General features: G+C 46.9%; 18 protein-coding genes, 3 tRNA genes and 3 rRNA genes. 19 read left to right on the top strand and 5 right to left on the bottom strand.

Features of this window, described 5'->3' with window-relative positions:
* Window positions 1–28 precede the first annotated feature (28 nt).
* From rho to N646_RS10375, 11 genes are all read left to right on the top strand, one after another.
* The gene (gene rho / locus N646_RS10430; protein ID WP_005378757.1) at window positions 29–1,288 is read left to right on the top strand and encodes a transcription termination factor Rho; all 1,260 of its coding nucleotides are present in this window, start codon (window positions 29–31) and stop codon (window positions 1,286–1,288) included.
* A gap of 106 nt (window positions 1,289–1,394) precedes the next feature.
* The gene (locus tag N646_RS10425; RefSeq protein WP_017821790.1) at window positions 1,395–2,387 is read left to right on the top strand and encodes a hypothetical protein; all 993 of its coding nucleotides are present in this window, start codon (window positions 1,395–1,397) and stop codon (window positions 2,385–2,387) included.
* 91 nt (window positions 2,388–2,478) lie between these two features.
* Complete coding sequence (gene ubiD / locus N646_RS10420) at window positions 2,479–4,332, top strand: 4-hydroxy-3-polyprenylbenzoate decarboxylase (RefSeq protein ID WP_017821791.1); 1,854 nt, start codon at window positions 2,479–2,481, stop codon at window positions 4,330–4,332.
* Window positions 4,329–4,598, top strand: coding sequence for a 2Fe-2S iron-sulfur cluster-binding protein (locus N646_RS10415; protein ID WP_009696789.1), 270 nt, complete (start codon window positions 4,329–4,331; stop codon window positions 4,596–4,598). Before ubiD ends, N646_RS10415 begins: the two co-directional genes overlap by 4 nt.
* A 14-nt stretch (window positions 4,599–4,612) precedes the next feature.
* The gene (gene fre / locus N646_RS10410; RefSeq protein ID WP_005382872.1) at window positions 4,613–5,326 is read left to right on the top strand and encodes an NAD(P)H-flavin reductase; all 714 of its coding nucleotides are present in this window, start codon (window positions 4,613–4,615) and stop codon (window positions 5,324–5,326) included.
* Between the two features lie 472 nt (window positions 5,327–5,798).
* Window positions 5,799–7,351: ribosomal RNA gene (locus N646_RS10405) — 16S ribosomal RNA — on the top strand.
* Between the two features lie 66 nt (window positions 7,352–7,417).
* A tRNA-Ile gene (locus tag N646_RS10400) sits at window positions 7,418–7,494 on the top strand.
* 42 nt (window positions 7,495–7,536) lie between these two features.
* A tRNA-Ala gene (locus N646_RS10395) sits at window positions 7,537–7,612 on the top strand.
* A gap of 290 nt (window positions 7,613–7,902) precedes the next feature.
* Window positions 7,903–10,792, top strand: a 23S ribosomal RNA gene (locus N646_RS10385).
* 93 nt (window positions 10,793–10,885) lie between these two features.
* Window positions 10,886–11,002 (top strand): 5S ribosomal RNA (gene rrf / locus N646_RS10380).
* Together the 16S, 23S and 5S rRNA genes with 3 tRNA genes alongside form the textbook arrangement of a ribosomal RNA operon.
* A 99-nt stretch (window positions 11,003–11,101) precedes the next feature.
* A tRNA-Ser gene (locus N646_RS10375) sits at window positions 11,102–11,192 on the top strand.
* A gap of 676 nt (window positions 11,193–11,868) precedes the next feature.
* Here the strand turns inward: N646_RS10375 and N646_RS10370 are convergent.
* Genes N646_RS10370 through hemC form a run of 4 tightly spaced genes read right to left on the bottom strand, consistent with a single transcriptional unit; the run spans window position 11,869 to window position 15,948 of the window.
* Window positions 11,869–13,050, bottom strand: coding sequence for a heme biosynthesis protein HemY (locus tag N646_RS10370; protein ID WP_005378752.1), 1,182 nt, complete (start codon window positions 13,048–13,050; stop codon window positions 11,869–11,871).
* Entirely contained in the window at window positions 13,050–14,261 is a 1,212-nt protein-coding gene (locus N646_RS10365; RefSeq protein WP_005378751.1) for a uroporphyrinogen-III C-methyltransferase, read from the bottom strand. Before N646_RS10365 ends, N646_RS10370 begins: the two co-directional genes overlap by 1 nt.
* A gap of 17 nt (window positions 14,262–14,278) precedes the next feature.
* Window positions 14,279–15,007 carry a uroporphyrinogen-III synthase gene (locus tag N646_RS10360; RefSeq protein ID WP_005383386.1) on the bottom strand — a complete coding sequence of 243 codons (729 nt, stop codon included), beginning with the start codon at window positions 15,005–15,007 and terminating at the stop codon, window positions 14,279–14,281.
* 2 nt (window positions 15,008–15,009) lie between these two features.
* Complete coding sequence (hemC, locus tag N646_RS10355) at window positions 15,010–15,948, bottom strand: hydroxymethylbilane synthase (protein ID WP_005378749.1); 939 nt, start codon at window positions 15,946–15,948, stop codon at window positions 15,010–15,012.
* Between the two features lie 346 nt (window positions 15,949–16,294).
* On the opposite strand from hemC, the gene N646_RS10350 reads away from it, so the two are divergent.
* The gene (locus tag N646_RS10350; protein ID WP_005378748.1) at window positions 16,295–18,823 is read left to right on the top strand and encodes a class I adenylate cyclase; all 2,529 of its coding nucleotides are present in this window, start codon (window positions 16,295–16,297) and stop codon (window positions 18,821–18,823) included.
* A gap of 68 nt (window positions 18,824–18,891) precedes the next feature.
* Here the strand turns inward: N646_RS10350 and cyaY are convergent, their stop codons facing one another.
* Window positions 18,892–19,206, bottom strand: a complete 315-nt coding sequence (gene cyaY, locus N646_RS10345) for an iron donor protein CyaY (protein ID WP_005378747.1) — start codon at window positions 19,204–19,206, stop codon at window positions 18,892–18,894.
* A 74-nt stretch (window positions 19,207–19,280) separates the two neighbouring features.
* Between cyaY and lptM the strand changes: the two genes are divergently transcribed.
* From lptM to N646_RS10310, 7 genes are all read left to right on the top strand, one after another.
* Complete coding sequence (lptM, locus tag N646_RS25150) at window positions 19,281–19,397, top strand: LPS translocon maturation chaperone LptM (RefSeq protein WP_005378746.1); 117 nt, start codon at window positions 19,281–19,283, stop codon at window positions 19,395–19,397.
* A gap of 61 nt (window positions 19,398–19,458) precedes the next feature.
* Window positions 19,459–20,712, top strand: coding sequence for a diaminopimelate decarboxylase (gene lysA / locus N646_RS10335; protein WP_005378745.1), 1,254 nt, complete (start codon window positions 19,459–19,461; stop codon window positions 20,710–20,712).
* Between the two features lie 10 nt (window positions 20,713–20,722).
* Window positions 20,723–21,553: a diaminopimelate epimerase gene (gene dapF / locus N646_RS10330; RefSeq protein ID WP_005378744.1), complete on the top strand. Its 831-nt coding sequence runs from the start codon at window positions 20,723–20,725 to the stop codon at window positions 21,551–21,553.
* Window positions 21,547–22,278, top strand: a complete 732-nt coding sequence (locus N646_RS10325; protein ID WP_005378743.1) for a DUF484 family protein — start codon at window positions 21,547–21,549, stop codon at window positions 22,276–22,278. Before dapF ends, N646_RS10325 begins: the two co-directional genes overlap by 7 nt.
* Window positions 22,244–23,176: a tyrosine recombinase XerC gene (gene xerC, locus N646_RS10320; RefSeq protein WP_005378742.1), complete on the top strand. Its 933-nt coding sequence runs from the start codon at window positions 22,244–22,246 to the stop codon at window positions 23,174–23,176. Before N646_RS10325 ends, xerC begins: the two co-directional genes overlap by 35 nt.
* 8 nt (window positions 23,177–23,184) lie before the next feature.
* Complete coding sequence (gene yigB, locus N646_RS10315; protein ID WP_020480916.1) at window positions 23,185–23,901, top strand: 5-amino-6-(5-phospho-D-ribitylamino)uracil phosphatase YigB; 717 nt, start codon at window positions 23,185–23,187, stop codon at window positions 23,899–23,901.
* A gap of 138 nt (window positions 23,902–24,039) precedes the next feature.
* Window positions 24,040–26,526, top strand: coding sequence for an EAL domain-containing protein (locus N646_RS10310; protein ID WP_005383644.1), 2,487 nt, complete (start codon window positions 24,040–24,042; stop codon window positions 26,524–26,526).

Here is a 26,526-nt window from a genome sequence, read left to right as displayed (position 1 = left end):
TATTTTGACTAAACAAGAATCCACCACCATGAACCTTACCGAACTGAAGAACAGACCTGTGTCTGACCTTGTAAAACTGGGCGAAAGCTTAGGATTAGAGAACCTAGCTCGCTTAAGAAAACAAGACATCATCTTCGCGATTTTAAAAGCGCACGCTAAAGGCGGCGAAGACATCTTTGGCGATGGGGTTCTGGAAATTCTGCAAGACGGCTTTGGTTTCCTACGCAGTGCAGATAGTTCATACCTTGCGGGTCCGGACGATATCTACGTATCACCAAGTCAGATTCGTCGCTTTAACCTACGTACTGGTGACTCTATCGCTGGCAAAATTCGTCCACCAAAAGACGGTGAACGTTACTTTGCCCTTCTAAAAGTCAATACCGTTAACGACGATAAACCAGACAACGCCCGTAACAAGATCCTATTTGAAAACCTTACCCCTCTACATGCGAATGAGCGCATGGTTATGGAGCGTGGTAACGGTTCAACAGAAGACATTACAGCACGTGTTTTAGACTTGGCATCGCCAATCGGTAAAGGTCAACGTGGTCTGATTGTTGCTCCGCCTAAAGCGGGTAAAACAATGCTTCTGCAAAACATCGCGCAAAGCATCGCGTACAACCACCCTGAGTGTGAGTTGATGGTTCTTCTTATCGACGAACGTCCAGAAGAAGTAACCGAGATGCAACGCCTAGTTAAAGGTGAAGTGGTTGCGTCGACTTTCGATGAGCCAGCATCTCGTCACGTACAAGTAGCGGAAATGGTGATCGAGAAAGCAAAACGTCTTGTTGAACATAAGAAAGACGTGGTTATCTTGCTTGACTCTATCACTCGTCTAGCACGTGCTTACAACACCGTAGTGCCTTCATCAGGTAAAGTACTAACAGGTGGTGTGGATGCAAACGCATTACATCGTCCTAAGCGTTTCTTCGGTGCTGCACGTAACGTAGAAGAAGGCGGCAGCCTAACTATCATCGCAACGGCACTAGTAGATACTGGTTCTAAAATGGATGAAGTTATCTACGAAGAGTTCAAGGGTACAGGTAACATGGAACTGCACTTGAACCGTAAGATTGCTGAGAAGCGTGTATTCCCTGCGATTGACTTCAACCGCTCAGGTACACGTCGTGAAGAGCTACTGACGAAGACTGACGAACTACAGAAGATGTGGATTCTGCGTAAGATCGTTCACCCAATGGGTGAAATCGACGCAATGGAATTCCTAATCGATAAGCTAGCGATGACGAAGACCAACGATGAGTTCTTCGATGCGATGCGTCGTCAATAGTCTCAAATAAGTGATTCTGCGAAAAGCCACCGTATATCGGTGGCTTTTTTATTGCTTTCTCCCGATAGAAGTATCAGAATGAAGGAAATGTTATCGGGAGGTTAACATGCAACAAGGAATGTTGTCGTCATTACTCCTGAGCTTGTCACTTATCACTCTACCTGCGACATTATCTGCCAAGGAAATGCATGAGTCTGTAGTAGAGCAGTGGCTTCAGGATACTCAAATACAGGCTAAAGTCTCTGAACTGCTTGATTACGCTGTCAGAGATGAAGTCGACTCGCTTAAATTTGCCCTTGATCGACTTGCTTTGCCTCAACAAGAGGTGGTGCGCTTTCAATTGTTGGAAAAGCTTGAAAAGCAAGATGTGATTCTCACGCCTCGAATGGCTCTGTTTGTTGAGTCCCAGATCCGTATGACCCCGACTTATCAAGTGTTAGAGCGAGGTGATGGGTATGAATTTAGTGTACCCGCTTTTAACTTTCCCGTTATTGCGAGTCGCTTGATTAAGCGTTGGAAACAAGACCAAAGTACCTTGGACTTTGTCTTACAAGCTGAACGAAGAGAGCTTAACTTAAAGCAATGGCTTACAGGGCCATCTCAACAAGCTCAAGCACGTGAAGCGCTTTTGATTCGAGAGTTAGACAGCTTATCACCCAATGCGCTTGCTGCATTAACGGCCCAGTTAACCAAAGCAAATGTGACCAGTTGGTTACCATCGACGGCCGTGATAGTCAGGTTGGCACAAGTTAGTCAGGATGAGGAAGTGTACAACTTACTCTGGCGGATGAAAGCTGATTACAACAGCCAGTCCGAACTTGAGCGTTTAGCTGCGGTTGGAGACGTTTTTTCCATTCAGCAATTGATGAATGCCACAGTTAACCCATCACTCAAGCCAGAAGCTATTAGTCTACTTACAAAATCTAACCCTCTATCTCCGCAAGTAAAGCAGTTTCTAGTTAGAAAAATGGCGTTATCAGAAGAAGCAACCATGGTTGCTCGAGAGCTTGCTCAACAAGGGCATCAAACCTGGTTGGAAGAGTTAGTATCTTCGAACCATCAGATAAAGACTCGGCAGATTGAACAAGTATTAAAGTAATCTGGCTCACATACCCACACAAAATAGGAGGATCTTAGCGTCCTCCTATTTGTTATACTGCGGACAGTTTAATCAGCCAGCATGAAGGCCTATGAGTTTTAAGGATTTACGCGAATTTATCGACCACCTAGAACAGAAAGGTCGACTTAAACGCATCACTCACCCTGTCGATCCCGCTTATGAAATGACAGAAATTAGCGACCGCACCTTGCGTGCTGGTGGACCTGCGCTGTTGTTTGAGAACCCAATCGGCTACGACGTACCTGTTTTGACTAACCTGTTTGGTACACCAGAGCGTGTCGCAATCGGTATGGGACGTGAAGATGTTAAAGAATTAAGAGAAGTCGGTAAGCTGCTGGCTTATTTAAAAGAACCTGAGCCACCAAAAGGCTTCAAAGACGCTTTAGAAAAACTGCCTGTGTTCAAACAAGTATTGAACATGCCGGCTAAGCGTTTACGTAAAGCACCATGCCAAGACATTGTTTGGCAAGGTGATGAAGTCGACTTGGATAAAATTCCGGTAATGAGCTGCTGGGCAGAAGATGTAGCGCCGCTGCTTACTTGGGGCTTAACCGTAACCAAAGGTCCAAATAAGAAACGTCAGAACCTAGGCATTTACCGTCAGCAGAAAATTGCCAAGAACAAAATCATCATGCGTTGGTTAGCCCATCGTGGTGGTGCGCTTGATCTGCGCGATTGGATGGAAACCAACCCAGGTAAACCTTTCCCAGTTTCGGTCGCGTTTGGTGCAGACCCAGCAACCATTCTTGGTGCAGTAACACCAGTGCCAGATACGCTATCGGAATACGCATTTGCAGGTTTGCTACGTGGAAGCAAAACGGAAGTCGTGAAGTCAGTCAGCAACGATTTGGAAGTGCCAGCGAGCGCGGAAATCGTGATGGAAGGCTATATCGACCCGAACGAGTTTGCTGATGAAGGTCCTTACGGTGACCACACTGGCTACTATAACGAAAAAGAAAAGCACCACGTATTTACTATTACGCACATTACTATGCGTAAAGACCCTATTTATCACAGCACCTACACAGGTCGTCCGCCAGATGAACCAGCTGTATTGGGTGTGGCATTAAACGAAGTGTTTGTGCCTATTCTGCAAAAGCAATTCCCAGAGATTGAAGACTTCTATCTTCCGCCAGAAGGTTGTTCGTACCGAATGGCCGTCGTCACCATGAAGAAGCAGTACCCAGGACATGCCAAGCGCGTAATGATGGGCGTGTGGTCTTTCTTACGTCAATTCATGTATACCAAGTTTGTTATTGTGTGCGATGAATCGGTAAACGCACGAGATTGGAATGATGTCGTGAAAGCCATGTCAGAGCATATGGATCCTGTACGTGATACCTTGATGATAGATAACACGCCAATCGACTCGCTCGACTTTGCTTCACCAGTGGTTGGGCTTGGCTCCAAAATGGGCTTGGATGCGACCATTAAATGGGATGCCGAGCTGGCGACGCGAACCGAGGTCACTGAGCGAGACAGCAAAGCGATTACCGAAGCAGAACTAAATGAGTTGAAACAGCAACGCCCTGAGATTGTTGACGTCTATCTTCCAGTTACAGCAAACAACCAATTTGCTGTCGTGACTATGAAGAAAGACCAAGCTGGTCAATCCCAAGAATTGATGGAACATCTATGGGGCTTCTTTGCTCAGTACACGGATAACAAATTCATCATTTTGTGCGACGATGACGTTAATGCACGAGATTGGAATGACATCATTTGGGCGGTGACAACTCGAATGGACCCAGATAGAGACACGATTCAAGTGCTTGGTAAGACTGAGAGTTCATCCAAATTAGGACTGGATGCGACCAACAAGTTCGAATCTGAAGTCACGCGCGAGTGGGGTACGCCTATCCAAAAAGATCCTAAACTTGTGGCTAAAGTCGATGAGATTTGGGACCAGTTAGGTATTCTATGAGTCATCAAGTCCACCTTCTACCAATGGACGTTACATTCCAAGTAAAAGAAGGGGAGACGGTGTTAGAAGCTGCGCTCAACAACAATATTCGCTTCCCACACCGTTGCCAAGTTGGCGCTTGCGCCATGTGTATGTGTAAAAAGCTAACGGGCGAGGTGAGCTATCACCTCGAACCTATGCTAACCGAAAAAGAGCAACAGCAAGGTTGGATATTCCCTTGCCAAGCCTATACAGAAAGTAATTTAGTGCTTACTTTTGACGAGTAAGCGAGAGGAACACCATGACCATCCAATGTAAAGTAAAGTCTATTCAGCCGTTAGCTTGTAATACTTACCAAATCCTTCTTCATCCAGAATCACCAGTGCCTTTTAAAGCGGGTCAGTACCTAATGGTGGTGATGGGTGAAAAAGACAAACGTCCTTTCTCTATCGCAAGCAGCCCTTGTCGTCATGAAGGTGAACTTGAACTGCACATCGGTGCGGCGGAACACAACGCTTATGCACAAGAAGTTGTCGAAGCAATGCAAGCGGCGCTTGAAACTGATGGTCAGATTGAAATTGATGCGCCACATGGCGATGCTTGGGTTCAAGAAGAAAGCGAACGCCCATTATTATTAATTGCTGGTGGTACAGGCTTCAGTTACGTTCGCTCGATTCTGGATCACTGCGTAGCGCAGAATAAAACCAATCCTATCTATTTATATTGGGGGGCGCGCGATAACTGCCAGCTTTATGCTAAAGACGAACTGGTCGAGATCGCCGATAAGTTTGCTAACGTTCACTTTGTGCCAGTAGTAGAAGAAGCACCTGCAGACTGGCAAGGTAAAGTTGGTAACGTGCTACAAGCAGTAGCCGAAGATTTCGAAAGCTTAGAAAACTACGATATCTATATTGCAGGTCGTTTTGAAATGGCTGGCGCAGCACGTGAACAGTTCACTCAGAACAAGAAAGCGAAGAGCGAACGTATGTTCGCAGACGCGTACGCATTCATTTAAATACGGCTTTTGATACAGAAAAAGAGGGTTTTTTACCCTCTTTTGTGCTTTTTTGATGAAATAGTCATCGAACAGTCAGTTTTTTCCATTTTTTTTCAAAAAAGGGTTGCGAACGGATCTGAGTTCCCTATAATGCGCATCCACCGACACGGCAGACGCGATAAGGCTTCAGCAGGGTCGGAGAGGTGAAAGCTTCTACGAAAAATAAAATTGAAAAAGTGTTTGACACTGTCAATTAAATCGCTAGAATGCACCTCCGCTTTGAGAGAAAAACTTCTCGCAAAGCAAGCTCTTTAACAATATAGACCTATCAATCTGTGTGGGCACTCGTTGATGATGATCCAAATAGTTTCTTCGGAAACAATTTAGGTTTCAATGATACGAAGTGACCATTGAATCGAAAGATTCAGCACAGTCAATTCAAACATTACGTTATGTAATGTTCAGTATTCATTGAGCCGAACAAAATCTTAAATTGAAGAGTTTGATCATGGCTCAGATTGAACGCTGGCGGCAGGCCTAACACATGCAAGTCGAGCGGAAACGAGTTATCTGAACCTTCGGGGAACGATAACGGCGTCGAGCGGCGGACGGGTGAGTAATGCCTAGGAAATTGCCCTGATGTGGGGGATAACCATTGGAAACGATGGCTAATACCGCATGATGCCTACGGGCCAAAGAGGGGGACCTTCGGGCCTCTCGCGTCAGGATATGCCTAGGTGGGATTAGCTAGTTGGTGAGGTAAGGGCTCACCAAGGCGACGATCCCTAGCTGGTCTGAGAGGATGATCAGCCACACTGGAACTGAGACACGGTCCAGACTCCTACGGGAGGCAGCAGTGGGGAATATTGCACAATGGGCGCAAGCCTGATGCAGCCATGCCGCGTGTGTGAAGAAGGCCTTCGGGTTGTAAAGCACTTTCAGTCGTGAGGAAGGTAGTGTAGTTAATAGCTGCATTATTTGACGTTAGCGACAGAAGAAGCACCGGCTAACTCCGTGCCAGCAGCCGCGGTAATACGGAGGGTGCGAGCGTTAATCGGAATTACTGGGCGTAAAGCGCATGCAGGTGGTTTGTTAAGTCAGATGTGAAAGCCCGGGGCTCAACCTCGGAATAGCATTTGAAACTGGCAGACTAGAGTACTGTAGAGGGGGGTAGAATTTCAGGTGTAGCGGTGAAATGCGTAGAGATCTGAAGGAATACCGGTGGCGAAGGCGGCCCCCTGGACAGATACTGACACTCAGATGCGAAAGCGTGGGGAGCAAACAGGATTAGATACCCTGGTAGTCCACGCCGTAAACGATGTCTACTTGGAGGTTGTGGCCTTGAGCCGTGGCTTTCGGAGCTAACGCGTTAAGTAGACCGCCTGGGGAGTACGGTCGCAAGATTAAAACTCAAATGAATTGACGGGGGCCCGCACAAGCGGTGGAGCATGTGGTTTAATTCGATGCAACGCGAAGAACCTTACCTACTCTTGACATCCAGAGAACTTTCCAGAGATGGATTGGTGCCTTCGGGAACTCTGAGACAGGTGCTGCATGGCTGTCGTCAGCTCGTGTTGTGAAATGTTGGGTTAAGTCCCGCAACGAGCGCAACCCTTATCCTTGTTTGCCAGCGAGTAATGTCGGGAACTCCAGGGAGACTGCCGGTGATAAACCGGAGGAAGGTGGGGACGACGTCAAGTCATCATGGCCCTTACGAGTAGGGCTACACACGTGCTACAATGGCGCATACAGAGGGCGGCCAACTTGCGAAAGTGAGCGAATCCCAAAAAGTGCGTCGTAGTCCGGATTGGAGTCTGCAACTCGACTCCATGAAGTCGGAATCGCTAGTAATCGTGGATCAGAATGCCACGGTGAATACGTTCCCGGGCCTTGTACACACCGCCCGTCACACCATGGGAGTGGGCTGCAAAAGAAGTAGGTAGTTTAACCTTCGGGGGGACGCTTACCACTTTGTGGTTCATGACTGGGGTGAAGTCGTAACAAGGTAGCGCTAGGGGAACCTGGCGCTGGATCACCTCCTTAAACGATGATTATTGCGATGAGTGTTCACACAGATTGATACGGTTTATAAAGTAAAGAGACGATACTGGGTCTGTAGCTCAGGTGGTTAGAGCGTTCGCCTGATAAGCGAGAGGTCGGTGGTTCGAGTCCACTCAGACCCACCAATTTCTTTTCCAAGGAATTGGCGACAGTATCGACACCTTGATGGGGCTATAGCTCAGCTGGGAGAGCGCCTGCCTTGCACGCAGGAGGTCTGCGGTTCGATCCCGCATAGCTCCACCATCTTTAAGTGTTCTTGAAAAAGAATCTTTAAAAATGGTTTTCATCAGAAAATCTAGCTCTTTAACAATTTGGAAAGCTGACAAAACAATCTTTAAGATTGTTTGTAAAGTTCTCAATGTTTGTCTTTATGACAAACACCAAAAAACACATTCAAGTGTTCTTGGGAATATCACTTTTAAGTGATTATTCGAAATTGAGTCCGGCAAAATCGAAATGTCTCTCGCTCATTCAAATAATGAGAGACAACTTTGGTGATTTGAACATCAACTCGAAACTCCTTCGGGTTGTATGGTTAAGTGACTAAGCGTACACGGTGGATGCCTTGGCAGTCAGAGGCGATGAAGGACGTATTAACTTGCGATAAGCCCAGATTAGGTAGTAAAAACCATTTGAGTCTGGGATTTCCGAATGGGGAAACCCACTTACATAAGTAAGTATCGTTATGTGAATACATAGCATAACGAGGCGAACCGGGGGAACTGAAACATCTAAGTACCCCGAGGAAAAGAAATCAACCGAGATTCCGAAAGTAGCGGCGAGCGAAATTGGACTAGCCCTTAAGCTTTACACGCGTTAGACGAACAGCCTGGAAAGGCCGACGATACAGGGTGATAGTCCCGTAGTTGACGACGTGTGTTCAGTGAAATCGAGTAGGGCGGGACACGTGATATCCTGTCTGAATATGGGGGGACCATCCTCCAAGGCTAAATACTACTGACTGACCGATAGTGAACCAGTACCGTGAGGGAAAGGCGAAAAGAACCCCTGTGAGGGGAGTGAAATAGAACCTGAAACCGTGTACGTACAAGCAGTAGGAGCAGGCTTGTCCTGTGACTGCGTACCTTTTGTATAATGGGTCAGCGACTTATATTCAGTGGCAAGGTTAACCATCTAGGGGAGCCGTAGGGAAACCGAGTCTTAACTGGGCGTTCAGTCTCTGGATATAGACCCGAAACCAGGTGATCTAGCCATGGGCAGGTTGAAGGTTGAGTAACATCAACTGGAGGACCGAACCGACTAATGTTGAAAAATTAGCGGATGACTTGTGGCTAGGGGTGAAAGGCCAATCAAACCTGGAGATAGCTGGTTCTCCCCGAAAGCTATTTAGGTAGCGCCTCGGACGAATACTACTGGGGGTAGAGCACTGTTAAGGCTAGGGGGTCATCCCGACTTACCAACCCTTTGCAAACTCCGAATACCAGTAAGTACTATCCGGGAGACACACGGCGGGTGCTAACGTCCGTCGTGGAGAGGGAAACAACCCAGACCGCCAGCTAAGGTCCCAAATTACTACTAAGTGGGAAACGATGTGGGAAGGCTCAGACAGCCAGGATGTTGGCTTAGAAGCAGCCATCATTTAAAGAAAGCGTAATAGCTCACTGGTCGAGTCGGCCTGCGCGGAAGATGTAACGGGGCTAAGTAGTAAACCGAAGCTGCGGCAATGTACTTTAGTGCATTGGGTAGGGGAGCGTTCTGTAAGCGGTTGAAGGTGTGTGGTAACGCATGCTGGACGTATCAGAAGTGCGAATGCTGACATGAGTAACGATAAAGGGGGTGAAAAACCTCCTCGCCGGAAGACCAAGGGTTCCTGTCCAACGTTAATCGGGGCAGGGTAAGTCGACCCCTAAGGCGAGGCCGAAAGGCGTAGTCGATGGGAAACGGGTTAATATTCCCGTACTTCTTACAATTGCGATGGGGGGACGGAGAAGGCTAGGTGGGCCTGGCGACGGTTGTCCAGGTTCAAGTGCGTAGGCTGAAGAGTTAGGTAAATCCGGCTCTTTCTAAGGCTGAGACACGACGTCGAGCTACTACGGTAGTGAAGTCATTGATGCCATGCTTCCAGGAAAAGCCTCTAAGCTTCAGATTGTAAGGAATCGTACCCCAAACCGACACAGGTGGTCGGGTAGAGAATACCAAGGCGCTTGAGAGAACTCGGGTGAAGGAACTAGGCAAAATGGTACCGTAACTTCGGGAGAAGGTACGCTCTCGACGGTGAAGTCCCTCGCGGATGGAGCTATTGAGAGTCGCAGATACCAGGTGGCTGCAACTGTTTATTAAAAACACAGCACTGTGCAAAATCGCAAGATGACGTATACGGTGTGACGCCTGCCCGGTGCCGGAAGGTTAATTGATGGGGTTAGACTTCGGTCGAAGCTCTTGATCGAAGCCCCGGTAAACGGCGGCCGTAACTATAACGGTCCTAAGGTAGCGAAATTCCTTGTCGGGTAAGTTCCGACCTGCACGAATGGCGTAATGATGGCCACGCTGTCTCCACCCGAGACTCAGTGAAATTGAAATCGCTGTGAAGATGCAGTGTACCCGCGGCTAGACGGAAAGACCCCGTGAACCTTTACTACAGCTTGGCACTGAACATTGACCCTACATGTGTAGGATAGGTGGGAGGCTTTGAAGCGCAGTCGCTAGATTGCGTGGAGCCGTCCTTGAAATACCACCCTTGTAGTGTTGATGTTCTAACGTCGACCCCTTATCGGGGTTGCGGACAGTGCCTGGTGGGTAGTTTGACTGGGGCGGTCTCCTCCCAAAGCGTAACGGAGGAGCACGAAGGTGGGCTAATCACGGTTGGACATCGTGAGGTTAGTGCAATGGCATAAGCCCGCTTGACTGCGAGAATGACAATTCGAGCAGGTGCGAAAGCAGGTCATAGTGATCCGGTGGTTCTGAATGGAAGGGCCATCGCTCAACGGATAAAAGGTACTCCGGGGATAACAGGCTGATACCGCCCAAGAGTTCATATCGACGGCGGTGTTTGGCACCTCGATGTCGGCTCATCACATCCTGGGGCTGAAGTCGGTCCCAAGGGTATGGCTGTTCGCCATTTAAAGTGGTACGCGAGCTGGGTTTAGAACGTCGTGAGACAGTTCGGTCCCTATCTGCCGTGGGCGTTGGAGAATTGAAAGGGGCTGCTCCTAGTACGAGAGGACCGGAGTGGACGAACCTCTGGTGTTCGGGTTGTGTCGCCAGACGCATTGCCCGGTAGCTAAGTTCGGGATCGATAACCGCTGAAAGCATCTAAGCGGGAAGCGAGCCTTGAGATGAGTTCTCCCTGATACTTTAAGTATCCTAAAGGGTTGTCGTAGACTACGACGTTGATAGGCAGGGTGTGTAAGCGTTGTGAGGCGTTGAGCTAACCTGTACTAATTGCCCGTGAGGCTTAACCATACAACACCCAAGGGGTTTTGATGGACTCAATGAAAGAACATTGAATGTGTAAGAACGAGAATTAAAAAACAGCTTTCCGAATTAAAGAATTTGCTTGGCGACCATAGCGTTTTGGACCCACCTGATTTCCATGCCGAACTCAGAAGTGAAACGAAATAGCGCCGATGGTAGTGTGGGGCTTCCCCATGTGAGAGTAGGACATCGCCAGGCTTTAAACATCGCTTTCAAGTTCTCTTTAATTGAGATAACTGAAGGCAAAACTAAAAATTAGCATCAATAGTATAAGACTAAGTTTTAGTGACAATTTGTGGAGAGATGGCTGAGTGGTTGAAAGCACCGGTCTTGAAAACCGGCATACGTTAATAGCGTATCTAGGGTTCAAATCCCTATCTCTCCGCCACTATTAAGAAGCCTTGCTAGAAATAGCGAGGCTTTTTTCATTTCCGTACATCTTTATTACTCTATCTGTGCTTGCCAAAAATCAATTCCATATGCGATCTACTTTTCGACAAAGTAATATTGGTATCGGTATTGGTTGTGACATTTTGATTTTTGCTAAGAAGTGCAGTTGCTTCTAAAGCTGTTCATCCTCATCACTGCATGCTGTCCCGATAAGGTTGTTGGAGATGCTTTGTTAAGGTGTTGAACCATCTATTGTCTTATCGTTCTCTTAAAGCACTACCATTGCTTCTCTAGCCCCTTTTACCGGATAGACCGAACAAATAAGCATACTCAAATAGCCACTGTTTCACTGATGTATCTTTTTGTTTTACTCAGTCTAGCGACGCGTGTGCTCTATTGCCTAAATCTAGCTACGTCTTAAAACCATACATCAACAGGCTAAAGTTACGTATTCCTGCATCTTTTAAAATTGTTTTGGATTCTGCTGGAATGACAGGATCAGAGTAGTCAAAAGAGAAGAGGAAAGTGAAACGATAGTGAGTTGCTAGGAAGTTGAGAACTACTTGGGAGCCAATGAATTGGATAAACATATTGATGACTAAGGACTGAAGGGTTAATAGCAGGCAATAAAAAAGCCGACAGGTAAGCTGTCGGCTTGGTTAGGTCATCTTAAGTTAGTCATTCTGTACGAGCGTGAGAGCTTTACGAGAGACTTCGTGAGCAGCTTTGGTTAGATTTTGCTTCTCTAGTGTGTCTGCTAGGAATGCATAGTCAGAGACGTCAGAGCGAAGCTTTAAGGCGATCTCAAAGTGATCCTGGGCTTCTTGCCACCTCTCTTGACGGAAATAGAAGTGCGCTAATGCGCTATGGGCAGCGGCGTTATCCGGTTCTTTCTTCACTACTCCCTCTAAGAAGACCACGACAGGGTGGGTATCTGGCAGGTTTAGATCTGGCAGAAGTTGATAAAGCTCTGGGGCAGGTTGTTTTTTTAATGCTTCTTTTAGCACGGTAAAGGCTTCTGCATCAGCTTTTCGTGTGATGAGTTCTCGAGCAAAACAGGCAACGAGGTTTGTGTCTTGTTTCACTTTACGTGAGAGACTATTCCAATGGGAGATTAGCCCTTCGCTACCTTGTTGTTGCGCTACTTCATGGAGTAAGCCGCACTGCGCCTTTTGAATCAGCTCTGCATGTTCTTCTTCCGTGATGAGTTTTGCTTTGGTTAGTTGTGGCAAGAGGTCAATAAGAGGTTGCCACAACTTTAGCTGCATGTACGTTGTTTTCAGCAAGTTCAATACAATAGAGTTACTCGCATACTGACTTTTTAACGATTGCAAGGTATCGAAAGCGGACTCGAACTCGTTGTCGCGGATAAATTGTTTCGCTCGAGTCAGTTCTACTGCGAGATGGGCGTTCTCTTGTTGGCTCGCTAGCTCTAGATAGTGATCTCGTTTTGCTTTATCACCTTGGCCTTGTGCGGCTTCAGACGCAACCAAGTAGCAAAGCAGCGGCATATCGTGATGATTTGCCCAGCGAGTTACTTTCTTCTCAGCACCTTTCCAGTCACCTTCTAGAAGTTTAATAATGCCTTCATTGGTGTATCGGCGGGAATGGCGCATTTTGCGAACACTGAAGTAGTTCCATGTTGTAGAACTAGCATAAACTAACTTCTTAATCAGGTACTCAAGCAGAAAAAGACCTGCGAGTGCAGCGATAACGAAAACCACTAATGTCGTTACGCTCATCTCGATCGTTTTCTCGGCAATGGAGATGAGTACATAGCCTTGCTGACCAGAAAACTGGGTGCCAACAAATAGTCCTGCGCCTAGTACAACAAATAGGAAAATAAGACGAAACATTACTTATCCTCCATGCCTGTCATCGTTGTGACTTCACGACGTAGGCGTTCACGGATGACATCTGATAGTTGAGACTGACTTTGCAGTTTTGTTGGGTATTCCACTTGAATATTTTGCTGACTTAGTAGGTTAACCGTTTTGTTGAACTCTTTAACAGAATTATCGTCTTGGTTGAAGAAAGCTAATGCCCATTTGTCGGCTGTTTTTAGAGATGTGGTGTAAATTTCACCTTGTTCTTGGTACACCGCTTTTATTGCCGTTTCCAATTTGGCTTTGATGTTTTCTTTCAGGTAAAAGTGTTGCTCAGGAGAAAGCAGTGGAATGACGTTACCATCGCGCGTGCGGAAGGTAATGAAGTTTTCTGAAAAGTCCTTCAAAGAGGTCATTAAGTTATCTTGCCAGTTTGCGATATCTTCAGACACTTCAGTGTTTTCTACGGCTTCAGCTTCAGGTAGCAGTGCATTGGCGAGAGGGAGCTTGTCTACTTGCTGTTGTAGGGCAGTTAAGCGTAGTACCAATCCATCACGGTCAATTAGCGGGATAGTGCGAAGTTTGGTGATATCGTTCGCCATTGCTTTACGTAGTTTGACGAGGCTAGGGTCATTCAGTGCTGCAATGCGTTGGTCTGCACTTTCCATCAGTTGAGTCGCGCTTTCTACATCGTGCTCTAAGAACAATTTACGACCAGCTAATTTGACAAGGTAATCGGCTTCCGCTAATAGCCAGTCGTTTGGTCGACGACCTTTCACATCGGCAACGGCGAGCTGTAAGCTTTCAATGCTCTTCTGTTGCTGTCCAAGTACCACTTCCGCTTTGTGTGTCACGGTTGTTGCTTTCTCGATGGTTTCTTCTTGTACCCGGCTGAGTTCTTGCTTCATGGAAGCTTGAGTGCTTTCTAGCTGACTTTTTAGTTGGGCGATCTGCGCTTGGTAATCGGCTTGCTGTTGATGCAGCTTGTACGCGAGGCCACCGCCAAAAATAATCGATAAGATGATAGCGACCGTGCCTAGTTTGACACCGCGTTTACCTTGTTTTTCTTCAAACTCGACTTTGGTTGGCTCTGCTGTTTTTGGGGGCTCGGCCGCTTGTGGTTGCTCTTTTTTAAGGTCCGCATCCTGCTGCGATGTGGTTTTTTCGACTAGCGGTGCCGATGAGGTTTCTTCGGAAAGGTTTTTATCGTTATTTTTTTGGTCGTTATTTTTACTTGTCATGCCTATATCCTGTGTAGCTAGGGCTGGAGAGCCGCCAGTAATTCTTGGTTGGATGCGCTTCCCGTGCATCTCACGCGAGTGAACCCCCTTTGAATTGCGATGTCAGCGATACGCTGACTGGGGATATACAACTCTTGTTGATTAAGCCAAGTCAATTGCTCCGACGTCAATTGGCTGCACAAATAATCCAGTTGTTCACCACTGGTGACAATAATCTGGTTAATTTGTAGGTTTTTCCATAGTGAGATACAGCTTACTGGATCGAATGGGATGAATTCTCTCTTGTAAGTCTCACTATAGTGAACTTTTGCGCCACGCCTCACCAATGCATCTTTGATCAGCTCTCTTCCGCCGTTACCACGAAGGATAAGAACTTGTTGTTGTGCCACATTGTTGAGCTCTGGCAGTCGCAATAAGTGTTCACTATCACTGACTTGGGGATAGTGTACTTTCTGTTGGGTACATTTGCTTAAATAGTGTGCTGTTTTTTGACCAACGGCAAGGTAAATAGCTTGTTTCGGCCATGACATCCCGTTGCTGGCTAAGATTTGCTGTGCGCATTGCACTGCATGTCGACTAACAGCGATAACAATTTGAGCTTGATGTAGATGTTTAGAGAGGTGCGTGTCCGTGAGATCGGCGACAATGTCGATCAGGGGATGGTGATATGCGGAAATGCCATGCCTTTCGAGCAGAGAGCAAAGCGCGTTGCCTTGCTCTCCCGGCCGAGTGACCAACACTGCCATGGTTATTCGTGATCTGCGTACAGCTTAGTTAGGATTTCACGAGCGCCGTTATCTAGCAGCTCATTGGCTAGCTGCACTCCTAATGCTTCGCCATCTTTACGATGGCCACGAATTTCACCACGAACAATTTCGCTGCCATCTGGTTCGCCAACTAATGCGCGTAACCAAATGTTGTCGCCGTCTAGTAGGGCATAGCTGCCGATCGGTACCTGACAGCCGCCTTCTAGCGTCAGGTTCATTGCGCGCTCACACAAAACGCGGTCTACGGTGTCTTGGTGGTTAAGTGGCTCAAGCAGCTTAAGCAGTCTTTCATCGTCAAGGCGGCACTCAATACCGACAGCACCTTGGCCTACCGCTGGTAGTGATTGCTCTGGTTCGATAAAGCTACGAATGCGCTCTTCAAGCTTCAATCGTTTAAGGCCAGCCGCAGCAAGAATGATTGCATCATACTCACCCGCATCTAACTTACCAAGGCGAGTGCCCACATTACCGCGAAGCTCTTTGATGATGATGTCCGGACGATATTCTTTCAGTTGGCATTGACGACGCAAACTGCAAGTACCAACCACGGCACCTTGAGGGAGCTCATCAATGTGGCTATAGGTATTAGAGACGAAGGCATCACGAGGATCTTCACGCTCACAAATGGTCACGAGGCCAAGGCCTTCTGGGAAATCGACGGGTACGTCTTTCATTGAGTGAACGGCGAGGTCTGCACGTCCTTCTAGCATCGCGATTTCAAGCTCTTTTACGAACAAGCCTTTGCCGCCAACTTTTGCTAGTGGTGTATCTAAAATCACGTCACCTTTGGTCACCATGGTTACTAACTCGACTTCCAAGCTAGGGTGAGCGGCTTGAAGGGCGTCTTTAACAAAGTAAGCTTGCCATAAAGCAAGAGGGCTTTTTCGAGTTGCAATGCGAATCGGTGTGGATTGTGTCATGATCTTCTCAATGCTGTTTGGATTTGGGTTTATCCTACCATTCTCATCAAGAAATGCTTACTGTTAGTTCGTTATCTCTGAAGGCTATGAATGGAATTACATGACGTTATGAAAATAGTGTGACTGGATTCTCAATTAGACTAAGGACTATTATTAGTAATAGGTAATAAGAGCGACACTACCGCGCGATTAATTTTGTGACTAAAGTATGGTTTTGTATCCAGAGTGATACGCGGGCGTGAAGCTTTACCCGCACCAATAAAAGTGTTAAATTGATCACGTTTTTAAGCCATTTTGGTTTAAAACGTCAGCAGATTTTCGTGATTGTTCAACCAAGGAATTCCCCTTGCAGGCTTACACCCAAAAAATCATCCAGCGACTAGATAATTTGAATCAGCAGCGAGTTGATCGCGCGCTGGCGCTTATGGATTCGCAAAGCCAGCAAGTCTTCCATTTGATTCCTGCCTTGTTGAACTACAACCATCCTGTAATTCCTGGCTATTATGATGCCGATGTCCCGTTTGGTGTGCATGGGCTTGAACTAAATAGTATTCAGCAACAATTCATAGATGATATTCAACTTGCCATTGGTCAGCCGCTCAAGACGGTAGAAAAGCCCGCTATATTGGGTTTGTACACCATGGGCAGTACCTCCTCGATTGGTCAAAGTACTTCCAGTGATTTGGATATTTGGGTGTGTATCTCTCCAGAGATGGATTGTGACGAACGCGAGTTATTGACCAATAAATGCCTACTCATCACGGATTGGGCACAAAGCAAAGGCGTGGAAGCGAACTTTTTCTTAATGGATAAAGAGCGCTTTAGAAGCAATCATTCTGAGGAGATGACAGGTGATAACTGTGGTTCATCTCAGCACTTACTTTTGCTAGATGAATTCTATCGTAGTGCGGTGCGTATTGCCGGACAGCGTTTGTTATGGCAAATCGTGCCGCCAGAAATGGAAGAGTGTTACGACGAGTACGTTTCTCAACTGTGCAGTGATGGTTACATCGACTGTAGTGAATGGATCGACTTTGGTAAATTGAACTGCATTCCTGCTGAAGAATACTTCGGCTCGAACTTGTGGCAGTTATACAAAAGCATCGACTCTCCCTACAAATCGGTATTAAAAGCCATCTTGCTAGAAGCTTACTCGTGGGAATACCCGCATACTCAATTGTTAAGTATCGACACTAAGCGTCGTTTCTTTGCCCATGAGCCTGACCTCTATGGCATGGATGCGTACTACTTAATGTTGGAAAAAGTAACCCGTTACCTAGAGCGAATTCAAGACGATACACGTTTGGATTTGGTGCGTCGCTGTTTCTATCTCAAAACCCATGAAAAACTATCTCGTGAGCCGAATATTGGCTCAGTAGCTTGGCGTCGTGAAGCACTGAGCGATATGATTGCAAAATGGAATTGGGATGCCAGTGTCGTTGCAGAGCTCGATGACCGCCGTAATTGGAAGGTTGAACAAGTAAAGGTGGTACATCATGCATTGCTGGATGCGTTGATGCAAAGCTACCGTAACTTGATTCAATTTGCGCGTCGTAACGACATCACTTCTGCTATCAGTCCGCAAGACATCAGTATTTTGGCCCGTAAACTCTACGCGGCTTTTGAAGTATTGCCGGGCAAAGTAACGTTACTAAACCCACAGATTTCACCTGATCTGCACGAGCCTGACTTGAGCTTTATCGAAGTGAAAAAAGGGGGGGTAAACAAGTCTGGTTGGTACCTCTATAAACAACCGCTTATTGCGCACCGCATTTTGGGGCAACCATATCTAGAGCATCATGAATACTTGAGTAAGTTGGTTGCTTGGGCATTCTTCAATGGCTTGATCACTGAATCGACTCGTTTACATGCCGTGGTACGTGAAGCGCAGCTAGATATTGATAAGTTTTACCAAATGGTGAGTGACTTACGAAATACTTTTGCGTTGCGTAAGCGTCGTCCATCTATGCAGGCGCTAGCGAGTCCTTGTGAAATAAGCCAGCTTGCGATGTTCATCAACTTCGAAAATGATCCGACGTCTGAACTTTCTGGTCGTTCGTTGAAAGTGGATGTTAAGAACACCGATATTTTTAGCTTTGGTCCAGAACATAAAAATTTAGTCGGCAGTGTTGACCTTGTTTACCGTAACTCTTGGCATGAAGTGCGTACGCTGCATTTCAAAGGGGAAACGGCGATGCTGGATGCACTGAAAACCATTTTGGGCAAAATGCACCAAGATGCGTTGCCACCAGAATCAGTGGATGTGTTCTGCTATGCGAAGAACATGCGTGGTGTGATGCGTAATATGGTTTACCAGCTTTTAGCTGAATGTATCGACTTACGCTTGAAACCAGTAGAGCAAGAGAAACGCCGCCGCTTTAAAGCGATGCGTCTTGGTAACCAGACTTATGGGTTGTTCTTTGAACGTCGTGGTGTGTCGGTGCAGAAGCTAGAAAATTCCATCGATTTCTACCGCAGCATTTCTACTAACAAACTCAAAGGCTCGCCGCTGTTAATGCTCGATCGTGAGCAAGAATATCAAATGCCGGAGGCGGTGGATGGGTTTGCCAGTGAAGGTCTGGTGCAGTTCTTCTTTGAAGATAACGAAGATGGCTTCAATATTTATGTTTTGGATGAGTCAAATCAAGTGGAAGTGTATCACCAATTTAGTGGCTCCAAAGATGAAATGATTTCGTCTGTAAACAGCTTCTACACGTCGGTAAAAGACGATAGTCGCGTCGCGTCGAAGTTTATTAACTTTAACCTGCCTCAGTACTATCAAATTATTCACCCTGAAGAGGGGAATGCGTATATCATTCCTTACCGTAATGACGGTTGTTCACCGAGTCGCCCGACCAAAACTGTGAACGCGTAATTAAACCCGTATCAATAAACAAAAAGAGCACTTCGGTGCTCTTTTGTTTTGGTGACGATTGACCAGAATTATGCCCAATCAATGGCTTCGCCTGCGTGCTTTTCACACTCTTTCTTCACCATTTCAAATAGCTCCATACCCGTTTTTGAGCAGGTCCATTTACCTTCAATAAGCTTGAAGTGGAAACCACCAGATTTGGACGCTAGCCAGATCTCATGCATCGGCTCTTGGCGATTAATGATGATTTGGCTGCGGTCTTCAAATTCCAATGTCATTACGTTGCCAGTGACTTCGTAATCAATGTCTGCGCCTGAATCATCGATGGATTCTTCGATGATTTGCATCTGCGCATCCACCAGTTGATGAAATTCAGTATCGTTCATCCGTCTATCCTATTGCTTTTCCTGAGTGTGGTGCGATTATAGGGGGCATTGATTCAATAATCACGATATGCGAAATGAAAAAATTAGTTACTGTGTTGTTTGTGATGGTTGCCGCGACCTTAGCGGGGTGTGGTCAGTCTGGCTCACTATACATTCCAGATGACACTCAACAGAATGAGCAATCACAATAAATAACCGCACCTTAGGGTGAAATTAGGGTTCAGCAGTCGAATAAAATAAGGGAAGCGAATTTTGGATTACTTCAACTATCAGGATGATGGCCAGCTTTGGGCCGAAGACGTCCCACTTCAAGCTCTTGCAGAGCAATATGGCACTCCTCTTTATGTATATTCTCGAGCCACGCTAGAGCGCCATTGGAAGGCGTTTGATAGTGCTGTGGGTCAGCATCCTCACCTGGTTTGCTACGCGGTGAAAGCCAACTCAAACTTAGGCGTATTGAACACGCTAGCGCGTTTGGGATCGGGTTTTGACATCGTGTCGGGTGGTGAACTTGAGCGTGTGATTGCCGCAGGCGGTGATCCGAAAAAAGTCGTTTTCTCTGGTGTTGGTAAAACACCGGCAGAGATGAAGCGCGCTCTTGAGCTAGGTATCAAATGTTTCAACGTTGAATCTGAGCCAGAGCTAGAACGTTTGAACAAGGTTGCGGGTGAGCTTGGTGTGATTGCGCCAATTTCTCTGCGTATCAATCCAGATGTCGACGCGAAAACACACCCTTACATTTCGACTGGTCTTCGCGACAATAAATTCGGCATTGCGTTTGATCGTGCGCCAGATGTTTATAAATTCGCGCAAAGCCTGCCGAACTTGAATGTGCAAGGTATCGACTGCCACATTGGTTCTCAGCTGACCAATATAGACCCATTTATCGACGCGACAGACCGTTTATTAGCCCTGATTGATGATTTAAAAGCGCAAGGCATTAACATTCGTCACCTTGACGTCGGCGGTGGTTTGGGTGTGGTCTATCGTGATGAATTACCACCTCAGCCTTCTGATTACGCCAAAGCGTTACTAGGCCGTCTTGAAAATCACCAAGACTTGGAGCTGATCTTTGAGCCAGGCCGTGCAATTGCTGCGAACGCAGGTATATTGCTAACGCGTGTTGAGTTTTTAAAACATACTGAGCATAAAAACTTTGCGATTATCGACGCTGCAATGAACGACTTGATGCGTCCTGCGCTATACCAAGCATGGCAAGATATTGTGCCAGTTTCACCGCGAAAGGGTGAAGCTCAGACTTACGACTTGGTTGGTCCTATTTGTGAAACCGGCGACTTCTTGGGTAAAGATCGCGCACTCGTTTTGCAAGAAGGTGATCTACTCGCGGTTCGTTCAGCAGGTGCCTATGGTTTTGTGATGTCTTCGAACTACAATACTCGTACCCGAGCAGCAGAAGTGATGGTGGACGGTAAACAAAGCCACTTAGTTCGCCAGCGTGAGGAGCTGACCAGTTTGTGGCAGCTGGAACAGATTCTACCGGAGTAACACACGACAAATGCATTTCCACTTTTCCAAAATGCACGGTTTGGGCAACGACTTCATGGTCGTCGACTGTATTACCCAGAACGTGTTTTTCTCGCAAGACCTGATCCGCCGCTTGGCGGATCGTCATACTGGCGTTGGTTTTGACCAATTGCTTGTGGTAGAGGCCCCTTACGACCCTGAAACCGACTTCCATTATCGGATTTTTAATGCCGATGGTAGTGAAGTTGAACAGTGTGGTAACGGTGCACGCTGTTTTGCCCGCTTTGTTCGCTTGAAGGGGCTGACCAATAAATACAGCATCAGCGTGAGCACCAAGAAAGGAAAGATGATTCTCAACATCGAAGATGATGGGGAAGTGACGGTCAACATGGGCGTGCCAGAGTTTGAACCGAACAAAATTCCTTTCAAAGCGAAGCAAAAAGAGAAAACTTACATCATGCGAGCAGGCGACAATACCTTGTTTTGTGGTGCTGTGAGCATGGGTAACCCGCACGTAGTGACCGTGGTCGACGATGTGGATACGGCAGAAGTGGAAACTCTCGGTCCGCTGCTTGAGTCGCATGAGCGTTTCCCAGAGCGCGTCAACGCTGGCTTTATGCAGGTGATGAGTCGTGACCATATTCGTCTTCGAGTTTACGAGCGAGGCGCAGGAGAGACACAAGCTTGTGGTAGTGGTGCATGCGCGGCAGTCGCGGTTGGGATTCTGCAGGGCTTGTTGGATGAAAACGTTAAGGTTTCTCTACCTGGTGGTGAATTGCGAATTGCATGGCAAGGTCCTGGCAAGCCGTTGTTTATGACCGGACCTACAACGCATGTATTTGATGGTCAATTATCTTGCTAGTTGAAGAAAAAGGAAACGGTTTGTCTCAAGTAGAAGCAGATGCCTTAACGGCTGAAGTAGTGGCCGAGTACCTCAAAGATCATCCAGACTTTTTTGTGCAACGTCCGGAGCTTGTGGATCGCTTATCTTTCCCACACTCAGACTTAGGCGCGGTATCTTTGGTGCACATCCAAATGAATCGCCAACGTCAGCGCATTGAAGAGTTAGAGGAAGAGATCACTACACTAATGTCGCTTGCGGCGAACAATGATCGGACCTTTTACGAATTTATGGATTTGCAGGGGCAGATTCTAAAGTGTGGTGACTTTAAACAAGTCATTCATTCTATCGAAGCGAAAGCCAAGGCGCTGGGCTTACGTGCGTTTGTTCGATTGTTTAGTCAATGCGACGCATCGATTCAATTGAGTAAGGAAAGTTATCAACGCTTTGCGACCACTCACTTAAATGGCAAAGATGCGTACTTAGGACGTCTTCGCAAAGTAGATCGTGAAGCTTTGTTTGGCAACATGGAAGTGCCGGAAATGGGGTCCTATGTGGTACTGCCGCTCGTGAAACAGCAAACACTGGGCGTGCTTGCTTTTTCTAGTGAAGATGGCGGCCATTTTCAGCCAGATATGGATACCTTGTTTTTGCGTCACCTATCATTAGTAGTGGCACATCTCGCTCAAACACTGGTATGGCAAAGTTACGATGACGACAACTCCCAACACTCCTCTGCCAAATAGTCTGCAAAAGCCTCTTGAGCGCTTCTATGAATTCTTACGAAGCGAAAAGGGGCTTAGCCTACATACTCAGCGCAATTACAAACAGCAGCTAGAAACAATGGCGCAGCACTTAGCTGAAATGGGACTCAAAGATTGGTCTCAAGTGGATGCTGGTTGGGTGCGCCAATTAGCAGGTAAGGGCATGCGAGAAGGCATGAAAGCCAGCAGTTTGGCAACGCGACTCTCATCGCTGCGTAGCTTTTTCGATTTCCTTATTCTGCGTGGCGAGATGTCGGCTAACCCAGCCAAAGGGGTTTCAGCACCTCGCAAAAAACGCCCGTTGCCCAAAAACCTCGATGTTGACGAAGTGAGCCAATTACTTGAAGTCAACGAGGACGACCCGTTGGCTGTGCGCGATCGTGCCATGATGGAGCTGATGTACGGCGCCGGTTTACGTTTGGCTGAGTTGGTGGGTGTGGATGTACGTGATGTACAACTGCGTAGTGGTGAGCTTCGTGTTATTGGTAAAGGCGATAAAGAACGTAAAGTGCCGTTCTCTGGGATGGCAACCGAGTGGGTCGGGAAGTGGTTACGCGTTCGTGGTGATTTAGCCGCTCCAGGTGAGCCCGCCTTGTTTGTATCTAAGCTCGGAACGCGTATTTCGCATCGTAGCGTGCAAAAGCGCATGGCTGAATGGGGGCAGAAACAGTCTGTCGCAAGCCATATTAGTCCGCATAAATTGCGTCACTCATTTGCGACACATATGCTCGAATCAAGCAATAACTTACGTGCGGTGCAGGAGCTTTTAGGGCACGAGAACATTTCGACGACCCAAATCTACACGCACTTGGATTTCCAACATTTGGCGCAAGCCTACGACCAAGCCCACCCACGCGCACGCAAAAAGAACGGGGAGTGAGCCGAAGTATGAAATTTTATCGCCGTATCGAGCCTATTAAGGCAATGACCTTTGACCTAGATGATACCCTCTATGACAACTATCCTGTGATCGTTCGCATGGAGCGTGAGTTGCTATCTTGGCTCAAGCACCATCATCCAGCGGTTGCTCATATGAACAAAGCGGATTGGTTTGCTCTCAAACAGCGAGTTGTGCAGCAACAACCCGAGCTGAAGAGCGATGTCACTTTATGGCGTTTAGTGCAACTTCAGCAAGCTTTCTCCCAAGTAGGCTACGACGAAGACGCAGCACATGCCGCCGCGAAAGCCGCAGTAGACGTTGCGTTGGACTGGCGTAACCGTTTTGAAGTGCCGCAGCAAAGCCTCGATGTACTGGAGAAACTCGCGCAGCACATCCCGTTGGTGGTAATCACCAACGGTAATGTGGATTTAGACCGCATCGGTCTTACGCCTTATTTCCAACAGGTACTTAAAGCAGGACCAGATGGATTGGCGAAACCCGCAACCGATATGTTTACTAAAGCGAAGCGATTCTTGGATACTCCTGCGGAGAATATTCTGCATGTTGGTGATCATCTAACCACGGATGTGCATGGTGCAAAGTTGGCTGGTTTTGCAGCCTGTTGGTTTAATGATATGAATAAAAATGTCATTAACCATTCAAAAACACGTACTTTACCTGATATTGAAATCAATAGTTTGCAGCCGTTACTCACACTTTTTTAATTGCTTTCGCATTAATCCATTCTAATCTCATTTTGTGTCTAGAAAAGCAGCGCAAAGCCACGTAAATTATTCTCTATTAAATAAAAATAGTAACGCCACACGTCGTGGTGAAGATAGTGTTACGGCAGTGGTAGGTCCATGCGAGCTTTTTCAAAACTGGTTCACGATGTCAGTCAACTGAATGACTTTTTAGTCACTTTTCCGACTTCCTCAGATAAACAATATTTAGTACAAATATTGTCGACGCAATCGCGCGAAATTACGACCACACTTGCAGACGCCGTTTTGTCGTCGCTGCCGAATGCTCATGTTATGGGGCATAGTACGCGTAATGTGATTCTGGAAGGGGAGATATTTACCTCTGGTTGCCTAGTGAGTGTGATTGAATTTGAGCAAACCACGCTGACTTCTGCGGTACAAACATACTCTTACTCCCCTGACATTGATGGCGGGGAGCTCAAGCGCTCTCTTCTAATGCAGCATAATTCACAGGTGATCCTCAGCTTTGCTGTGCAAATTGAACGACGTGACTATCCCTTGTTTCAAACCTTCGCCAGTGAAGAAGTAGTGATTTCTGGAGGGTTGGCGCAGAGTATTGACGATGGCTGCTGGGTGCTATATCAAAACCGAGTTTACGATAACGCTGTGGTTGCCGTAGCTTTGCACAGTGATACTTTGAAGCTATGGACTGATGCGTATTCGGAATGGAACCCGATTGGCATGCCACACAAAGTCACTCATGCAAAAGGAACGCGCTTGTATTGTTTAGGTGAGAAGAAAGCACTGGACGTATACAAGCGTTACTTGGCGGATGGCCATGACGTGACGCTGAGTCAACTGCTCAGCTTTCCTTTATATCGAGAAAGCTTAGGGCGAAAGGAAGTTTGTACGGTAACGGAGCTACACGCTGATGGCAGTATGAGCTTCGACAGGCCCTGGTGTCTTGGTGACGAAGTGCAATTTTGCTATAACCATCCCTCGTTAACGCTCGAGCAAGTGCGGCATGGTGTGGTTGAGTTAGCCATGCACCAACCTGAAGTCGTTATGATTTTTAACTGCGCGTCACGGTTAGACTTTATTGACAGCAGCGACGAAGTCCAAGCCTTCAAAGATATTGCGACGACGTTTGGTAGTTACTGTATGGGGGAACTGCATGGTGGTATTGGTCAGCCCGAAATTCTTCATCACAGCCTGACGTATTTAGCGATGCGAGAGGGAGACGAAGTGCAAACATTGAACTTGCCTAAGTCGCCCGTTAGCTCCTCTATTTCACCGTTGTTTAGCTTGATTCGAAATGCGATCGGCGATCTCAACCATATGAACGCGCATATGGGATATCAACTCGATCGCCAAACGCGCAAGTTACAAGAAAGCTATCGACGCGACAGTCGCACGGGGTTACAAAACCGGGTCGCATTGCAAGAGCGGTTGAGTAACATCGATTTGGATGAGCATTTGTTGACTCTAAAGCTACTTAACTTTAGTCATATTAACGAAAAATACGGCTACCGAGTGGGAGATCAATTACTCAAAGATCTCTCAATGCACTTTACGAATCGACTACGAAAGCGTTTTGGCATGCCAACGGCTTTGCAGCTTTATAGTATTGGGGTTGGTGAGTGGGCATTCATATTTAAAGCTGACCAAAGCAGCGAAACCATCAAACAGCACTTTACGCGTTTTGCTGACGCGGTAGAACAAACTAATTTTGAGCCAATTGGCCTACGTGAAATAGATTATCTTTCTATCTCGCTATGCGGCGGCTTAGTGAGTCGTCGAGACTTTCCATCCGCTTCAGTGGATGAGCTCTTACTCAAAGGCATCGAAGCGAGGCGCTCTGGTGTACGCAGTAATACCCATATCTGTAATGCGAAAGATATTGAAGTCAGTGAGGATGTGCGTAAAGAGCAACTTGGATGGCTAAGTTGCGTCAGTAGAGCCATTCTCAAACAGAATATCATCACTTATAGCCAACCTATTGTGCATGCGGGTAGCCACAAATTGGCAAGCCAAGAATGTTTGGTTCGTATTCTGGAAGCCGATGGAACGGTGATTGCGCCAGGGCGTTTTCTGCCAATTATCTCTGATACGCATCTTTACACTCGACTAAGTCGGCACATGATTCATTCTACGTTGCATTATATGCGAGATAAGCAAGGTGACTTTTCTATAAACTTATCGCCGCAAGATTTGCTCAGTGATAAAACTTTAATGCTTTTAGAGCATGAAATTAGCCAGCTAAATGACCCAAGGCGAATTGGTTTAGAAGTGCTGGAATCTGAGCAGATCAAAGACTACGGCCGAATGATAGAAGTGTGCAGTCATTTTAGAAGCTTAGGGGCGCGTATCATTGTTGATGACTTTGGGTCCGGTTATTCGAATATCGATGAAATCCTAAAGTTGGAGCCAGAAGTCATAAAGCTCGATGGCAGCTTGATTCGTGATATTGATAAAGACTTAAAACAGCGCAAGATCGCTTCCCAGTTGGTGCGTTTGTGCCAGGTGTTTAACGCGGAGACGGTGGCGGAGTTCGTCCACAATCAGGAGGTGTGTACCATTGCACAAGACATGGGGGTGGATTATTTGCAGGGTTACTATCTTGGCGAGCCGACTCGACTGTTTTAA

Source organism: Vibrio alginolyticus NBRC 15630 = ATCC 17749 (genome assembly GCF_000354175.2).
GTDB lineage: Bacteria > Pseudomonadota > Gammaproteobacteria > Enterobacterales > Vibrionaceae > Vibrio > Vibrio alginolyticus.
Note: the sequence above shows the minus strand (reverse complement) of the source record. Positions and strands in the feature narration are given on the sequence as shown.

Coding starts and splice junctions, on each gene's coding strand:
- N646_RS10360 (WP_005383386.1), bottom strand. CDS start 15,007: ATGGCAGTGTTGGTCACTCGGCCGGGAGAGCAAGGCAACGCGCTTTGC.
- xerC (WP_005378742.1), top strand. CDS start 22,244: ATGACGACAACTCCCAACACTCCTCTGCCAAATAGTCTGCAAAAGCCT.
- yigB (WP_020480916.1), top strand. CDS start 23,185: ATGAAATTTTATCGCCGTATCGAGCCTATTAAGGCAATGACCTTTGAC.
- lptM (WP_005378746.1), top strand. CDS start 19,281: ATGAAAAAATTAGTTACTGTGTTGTTTGTGATGGTTGCCGCGACCTTA.
- cyaY (WP_005378747.1), bottom strand. CDS start 19,206: ATGAACGATACTGAATTTCATCAACTGGTGGATGCGCAGATGCAAATC.
- hemC (WP_005378749.1), bottom strand. CDS start 15,948: ATGACACAATCCACACCGATTCGCATTGCAACTCGAAAAAGCCCTCTT.
- rho (WP_005378757.1), top strand. CDS start 29: ATGAACCTTACCGAACTGAAGAACAGACCTGTGTCTGACCTTGTAAAA.
- dapF (WP_005378744.1), top strand. CDS start 20,723: ATGCATTTCCACTTTTCCAAAATGCACGGTTTGGGCAACGACTTCATG.
- N646_RS10425 (WP_017821790.1), top strand. CDS start 1,395: ATGCAACAAGGAATGTTGTCGTCATTACTCCTGAGCTTGTCACTTATC.
- N646_RS10310 (WP_005383644.1), top strand. CDS start 24,040: ATGCGAGCTTTTTCAAAACTGGTTCACGATGTCAGTCAACTGAATGAC.
- ubiD (WP_017821791.1), top strand. CDS start 2,479: ATGAGTTTTAAGGATTTACGCGAATTTATCGACCACCTAGAACAGAAA.
- N646_RS10415 (WP_009696789.1), top strand. CDS start 4,329: ATGAGTCATCAAGTCCACCTTCTACCAATGGACGTTACATTCCAAGTA.
- N646_RS10365 (WP_005378751.1), bottom strand. CDS start 14,261: ATGACAAGTAAAAATAACGACCAAAAAAATAACGATAAAAACCTTTCC.
- N646_RS10370 (WP_005378752.1), bottom strand. CDS start 13,050: ATGTTTCGTCTTATTTTCCTATTTGTTGTACTAGGCGCAGGACTATTT.
- fre (WP_005382872.1), top strand. CDS start 4,613: ATGACCATCCAATGTAAAGTAAAGTCTATTCAGCCGTTAGCTTGTAAT.